Origin of the sequence: Archangium violaceum Cb vi76 (genome assembly GCF_000733295.1) — a bacterium.
Lineage (GTDB): Bacteria > Myxococcota > Myxococcia > Myxococcales > Myxococcaceae > Archangium > Archangium violaceum.
Genome location: NZ_JPMI01000100.1, coordinates 1 through 4929, shown reverse-complemented (window position 1 = coordinate 4929; position 4929 = coordinate 1). Strand labels below are relative to the sequence as shown.

Sequence of the window (4929 nt, the reverse complement as noted above, 5' to 3'; positions counted from 1 at the left end):
GNGNGCCTCGCACCCGTGCTTACCCCCCGTAATTACAGCCGGAATTTGGATCCACGCGCGGATCCGCCTTAGAGCAGAGCGCGGCGTGCGCGGGCGGCCCGTGATCCGATTCTGATCCCAGCCGATCCCCACATGATCCAACGGGTACGGGGATTTTCTTGCGATCCGATGCGTCTGTGAGACTTTGTGCGCACCTGTAGGAGACAACGCACATGGACATGAATCCTCGCCTCACCTCGGTGGTGTTCCGTCTCAACCGCGAGAAGCTCGATGCACTCAAGGAGCTGTCGCGCTCGACGAGGATCCGCCAGAGCGAGTACCTGCGCGAGGCGATCTCGGATCTGCTGACGAAGTACGAGGATCGCCTGGTCGACTAGGCGGCGGCCGCGGAGTCCGAGCCAGCCGGGAGGGAGAAGGGAGGCGCCAGGGGGAGACCCGGGGCGCGGGCCCGCTCCTCGGCGGGGAACGGATCCACGGCGGGCGGGTAGAGCACCTCCCAGAGCAGGAGTCCCTGAGCCGGGGCCTTGAGGCCGGGGATGGAGGTGCCCCTGTCGAGTGCGGAGCGGAAGAGCTCCTCGGAGAGGACGCCCGCGGCGGTGAGCAGGGTGGAGCCCACGAGGTAGCGCACCTGGTAGCGCCCGAACCCATCACCTCTGAGCCGGGCCTCGAAGAGGCCATTGCCGAGCTCGTGCAGGGTGGCGGACTCCAGGGTGCGGGGTTTGCACAGGCTGGAGTTCTCGTGGAAGGCGCGGAAGTCGCGGCAGCCCACGGCGGCGCCGAGCAACTCCGCGACGCGCTCGGGCTTCAACGCGGTGCCCTCCATGAGCCGGGGCTCGGCGGAGGGCTCCATGACGAAGGGCCGCCAGGGCTCGGAGACAGTGCCACCGAGCTGGATGCGGTAGCGGTACTCCTTCCCCACGGCGCTCCACTGGGCATGGAAGCCATCGGGTGGCCGCCGGGCGACACACAGACCGAGCTCCGGCGGGACATGGAGTGGGAGCCGCTCGGACAGCATCTCCGAGGTGTAGCAGGGAGGCAGCCGGACGCTGACCACCTGCATGCGGGCGTGGACGCCGCGGTCGGTGCGGCCGGCGCCCATGACGGGGTAGGGGACACCGGCCTTGCGGAGTGAGGCCTCGAGGGTCTCCTGGACGGTGGGACCTTCCGGCTGACGCTGGTAGCCACGGAAGTGGGTGCCGCGGTACCAGATCCACAGGGCGGCGGGGGTTCTTTTCACGGACGGTCGAGGGAGCGAGCGGAAGGGAGTGGAAGGGGCGTTGTGGTGGCCCGCGCGGCCTGGGATACTTCCCGGCCCATGTCGGCCGCACAAGACCTCCATGATCCCGAGAGGGAACAGCTCGATACCCAATGGCTCTACCGCCAGGGGGATCTCGTCCTCGGTCCCCTGACCGGCCACCAACTGGTGGAGAAGCTGTACGCGGGGCAGGTGACCGGGAAGACGGAGGTCTCGGCCACCGGCCCGAGCGGCTTCCGCAAGCTCGAGGAGCTGGACGCCTTCAAGTTGCACGTGTCCAAGGCGGCGGCGAAGCAGCGTGTCGAGGCCGAGGCCCGGGCACTGCGCGCGCGGCGGTTGCGCCAGAAGCTGTTCGCGGCGGCCATGGCGGCGGTGGTGCTCGGCGGGTTGGGAGCGGGGGCGTGGCAGATCGCCCGCTACTCGTCGGTGTACCTGCCGGGCGTCAAACGGGACGAGCTCTCCATCGAGGTGTCCACGCCGGTCATCACCGTGGCGAAGCACTCCAGGCCCGAGGAGCTGTTCGAGTACCCCGGCGAGCCGAAGCAGCAGACGGCGGAGCGGCCCTCCACCAAGCCCCCCGAGACGACGCCGGACAAGCCGGAGGCCAGGCCGGACAGCAAGCCGGAGAAGGTGGCCTCGGCGGCGGGGTCGAAGCCGGATCGCCGTCCCACGGGCTCGCGTCCGTCGGGCAAGGTGATCACGGACTCGGATGGCCTGGCCACGGAGGTCAACTACGACCAGGCGGCCATCAACCGGGTGGTGAAGCAGAGCCAGAGCACGCTCTACCGGTGCTTCAAGGAGGAGGCCGAGCGCCGTCCGGGCTTCGCCGCCAAGGTGCCGCTCGAGTTCACCATCGGCAACGACGGCCGGGTGGCACAGCTGTGGGTGGACCATCCGCAGCTGAAGAAGGGCCCGCTCTTCGACTGCCTGCTGGGCGAGATGAAGAAGTGGCCCTTCAAGCCCTACAAGGGCGAGCGGGCGACGGTGAACCTGGCGTTCACCATCGGTAAGAAATGAGGGGTAGATGTAGGATGTAGCAGGCTGGTTTTTTGCCCCCCCGGTTTTCCTGCCCGATACAGGTGGGCATGGTGACCGCCGCTGAAATCGACATTGAGAAGAAGGCCGCCTCCGTGCCCCCGGGCACCTTCCGCCACACCGTCCTGGTGGCGGCCAAGCGCTTCAAGTCCACCTGGGCCGAGCTGGGCAAGCTGCTGGTGCAGGTGCGGGACGAGAACCTGTGGGAGGCCTGGGGGTACAACTCCTTCGAGGCGTACGCCCTGAAGGAGCTGCACATCAAGAAGCAGACGGTGCTGAAGCTCACGCGCTCGTTCAGCTTCCTGGCCAAGCACGAGGCCCCCGAGGAGGTGTCCCAGCCGGACTTCCCCGAGAAGGCGCCTCCCTTCGAGGTGATCGAGGTCCTGGCGGACGCGGAAGAGCGTGGACAGCTGTCTCCGCAGGAGTATCGTTCACTGCGTGACAGTATCTGGAACGCGGAGAAGCCGGCCAACGAGCTGAAGAAGGAGTTCGTGGAGCGGTTCCCGAAGCCGCCGCCGGAGCCCCCTCCGGAGAGCCAGCAGGTGAGGAAGCTGGCGCAGATGGCTCGGAAGCTGGCCGCCGAGGTGTCCGGGTGTCGCCGGGTACCTCATGCCATTGCCGAGCGGGCGGGCACCCTGGCCGAGGACCTGGAGGAGCTCGCTTCGGGCGTGAATGACGCCTGAACGAGTGTTACTCAACGCTGACCTCGTCCGGCGGTGCACAGCCCGCCGGTCGACACATCCGAGATGGGCTTCCTGCGGATTCAGCCGGAGCCTATATTTTGTCGGACGGCTGTTCGAGACGTGGGCAGCCAGGCAAATAGGGTGTGGTGAGGGTGTCGGCTAGGTAGGCTCCGGGGAACCGGGGTCGGTGAACTCGGAGGCGGCAGTGAAGAAGGAGCACCACGTCAACCTGTCCTGCTCGTTCTGCGGCAAGTCGCAGCGCGAGGTCCGCAAACTCATCGCGGGCCCGACGGTCTACATCTGCGACGAGTGCATCAAGCTGTGTAACGACATCATCGCGGACGAGAATGAGCGCGAGGAGGGCAAGCCGCAGGTCAGCTTGCCGACGCCGATGGAGATCAAGGCGTTCCTCGACGATTACGTCATCGGGCAGGACCAGGCGAAGAAGGTCCTCTCCGTTGCCGTGTACAACCACTACAAGCGCATCTACCAGAAGAAGCCGACGGCACGGCCTCGACCGGGGATGAAGCCCTCGGGTTCGGAGGATGTGGAGCTCAGCAAGAGCAACATCCTGCTGGTGGGCCCGACGGGAAGCGGCAAGACGCTGCTGGCGCAGTCGCTGGCGCGCTTCCTCAACGTGCCCTTCACCATCGCGGACGCCACGAGCCTGACCGAGGCCGGCTACGTGGGTGAGGACGTCGAGAACATCATCCAGAACCTGCTCCACAACGCGGACTACGACGTGGAGAAGGCGGCGCGGGGAATCGTCTACATCGACGAGATCGACAAGATCGCGCGCAAGGGTGACACGCCGAGCGCCACGCGAGACGTGGGTGGCGAGGGTGTGCAGCAGGCGCTCTTGAAGATCATCGAGGGAACGCGGGCGAATGTGACGCCGCGGGGTGGGAAGAAGTACAACCAGCAGGAGTACGTGCAGGTTGATACGACGAACATCCTGTTCATCTGCGGTGGCGCGTTCCACGGCATCGATGGAGTGATCAAGCGCCGGGTGGGAGAGAAGGGCCTGGGGTTCGGGGCGAAGATCACCCACCGGGAAGAGCGCAGCGTGGGCGAGCTGCTGGCGATGGTCGAGCCGGAGGACTTGATGAAGTTCGGGATGATTCCCGAGTTCATCGGCCGTCTGCCGGTGGTGGCGACGCTGAACGACCTGAAGGAAGAGGATCTGATCACGATCCTCACGCAGCCGAAGAACGCGCTGATCAAGCAGTACCAGAAGCTCTTCGAGATGGAGAAGGTGAAGCTGACCTTCACGAAGGAGGCGCTGAAGGCGATCGCGAAGGAGGCGATGCGGCGCAACTCCGGAGCGCGTGGCCTGCGAGCCATCCTCGAGGACGCGATGTTGGACATCATGTACGACGTCCCGTACCGGGATGGGGTGAAGGAGTGCAAGATCACCGAGACGGTGGTGACCAAGCACGAGCCGCCCCAGCTGGTGATGGAGAAGGAGAAGAAGTCGGCGTAGCCGTGCTTCTCTCCGCGTAGAAAAGCCCCCGTTGCCCACCGAGGCACGGGGGCTTTTGCAATTTCCCCTCTCCCCTCGGGAGAGGGACGGGGTGAGGGTGCGTGTACAGATCGTCACACGGTGAACTGGATCGACTCGGGTTGCTCGCGCTGTGTCGGAGGCTCCGAGCGGACACCACGGATGCCGAGTCCCTGCTGTGGAGACTGCTGCGGGCCCGTCGGCTGGTGGGAGTGAAGTTCCGGCGCCAGCACCAGTTCGGTCCGTACATCCTCGACTTCTACTCGCACGAGGCGAAGCTGGTGCTCGAACTGGACGGGGACGGTCACGCGCGGCCGGAACAGCGGGCGCGGGACGCGGAGCGCACGGCGTTCCTGGAGACCCACGGGCTGACGGTGCTGCGGTTCTCGAATCGGGAGGTGTTGCAGGAGACGGAGGCCGTGCTCACACGGATCTGGAACCAGATGAGCACGCAC

General features: G+C 66.2%; 6 protein-coding genes. 5 read left to right on the top strand and 1 reads right to left on the bottom strand.

What is annotated here, in order from left to right; all coding sequences use genetic code 11:
• Positions 1-212 precede the first annotated feature (212 nt).
• Positions 213-377, top strand: a complete 165-nt coding sequence (locus tag Q664_RS54855) for a ribbon-helix-helix domain-containing protein (protein WP_073562486.1) — start codon at positions 213-215, stop codon at positions 375-377.
• On the opposite strand, the gene Q664_RS15995 is transcribed toward Q664_RS54855, so the two are convergent.
• Complete coding sequence (locus tag Q664_RS15995; RefSeq protein WP_043395459.1) at positions 374-1237, bottom strand: tRNA pseudouridine synthase A; 864 nt, start codon at positions 1235-1237, stop codon at positions 374-376. The two genes, Q664_RS54855 and Q664_RS15995, sit on opposite strands and share 4 nt — an antisense overlap.
• 78 nt (positions 1238-1315) lie before the next feature.
• On the opposite strand from Q664_RS15995, the gene Q664_RS15990 reads away from it, so the two are divergent.
• The 4 genes from Q664_RS15990 to Q664_RS15975 form a co-directional block, all read left to right on the top strand.
• On the top strand, positions 1316-2272 hold the full coding sequence (locus Q664_RS15990; RefSeq protein ID WP_052518195.1) for an AgmX/PglI C-terminal domain-containing protein: 957 nt from the start codon (positions 1316-1318) through the stop codon (positions 2270-2272).
• Between the two features lie 68 nt (positions 2273-2340).
• Entirely contained in the window at positions 2341-2973 is a 633-nt protein-coding gene (locus tag Q664_RS15985) for a hypothetical protein (protein ID WP_043395457.1), read from the top strand.
• A gap of 205 nt (positions 2974-3178) precedes the next feature.
• Positions 3179-4456, top strand: a complete 1278-nt coding sequence (gene clpX, locus Q664_RS15980; RefSeq protein ID WP_043395463.1) for an ATP-dependent Clp protease ATP-binding subunit ClpX — start codon at positions 3179-3181, stop codon at positions 4454-4456.
• 140 nt (positions 4457-4596) lie between these two features.
• Positions 4597-4929 (top strand): endonuclease domain-containing protein (locus Q664_RS15975; protein ID WP_063934706.1); only part of this gene is annotated, 333 nt, incomplete at its 3' end.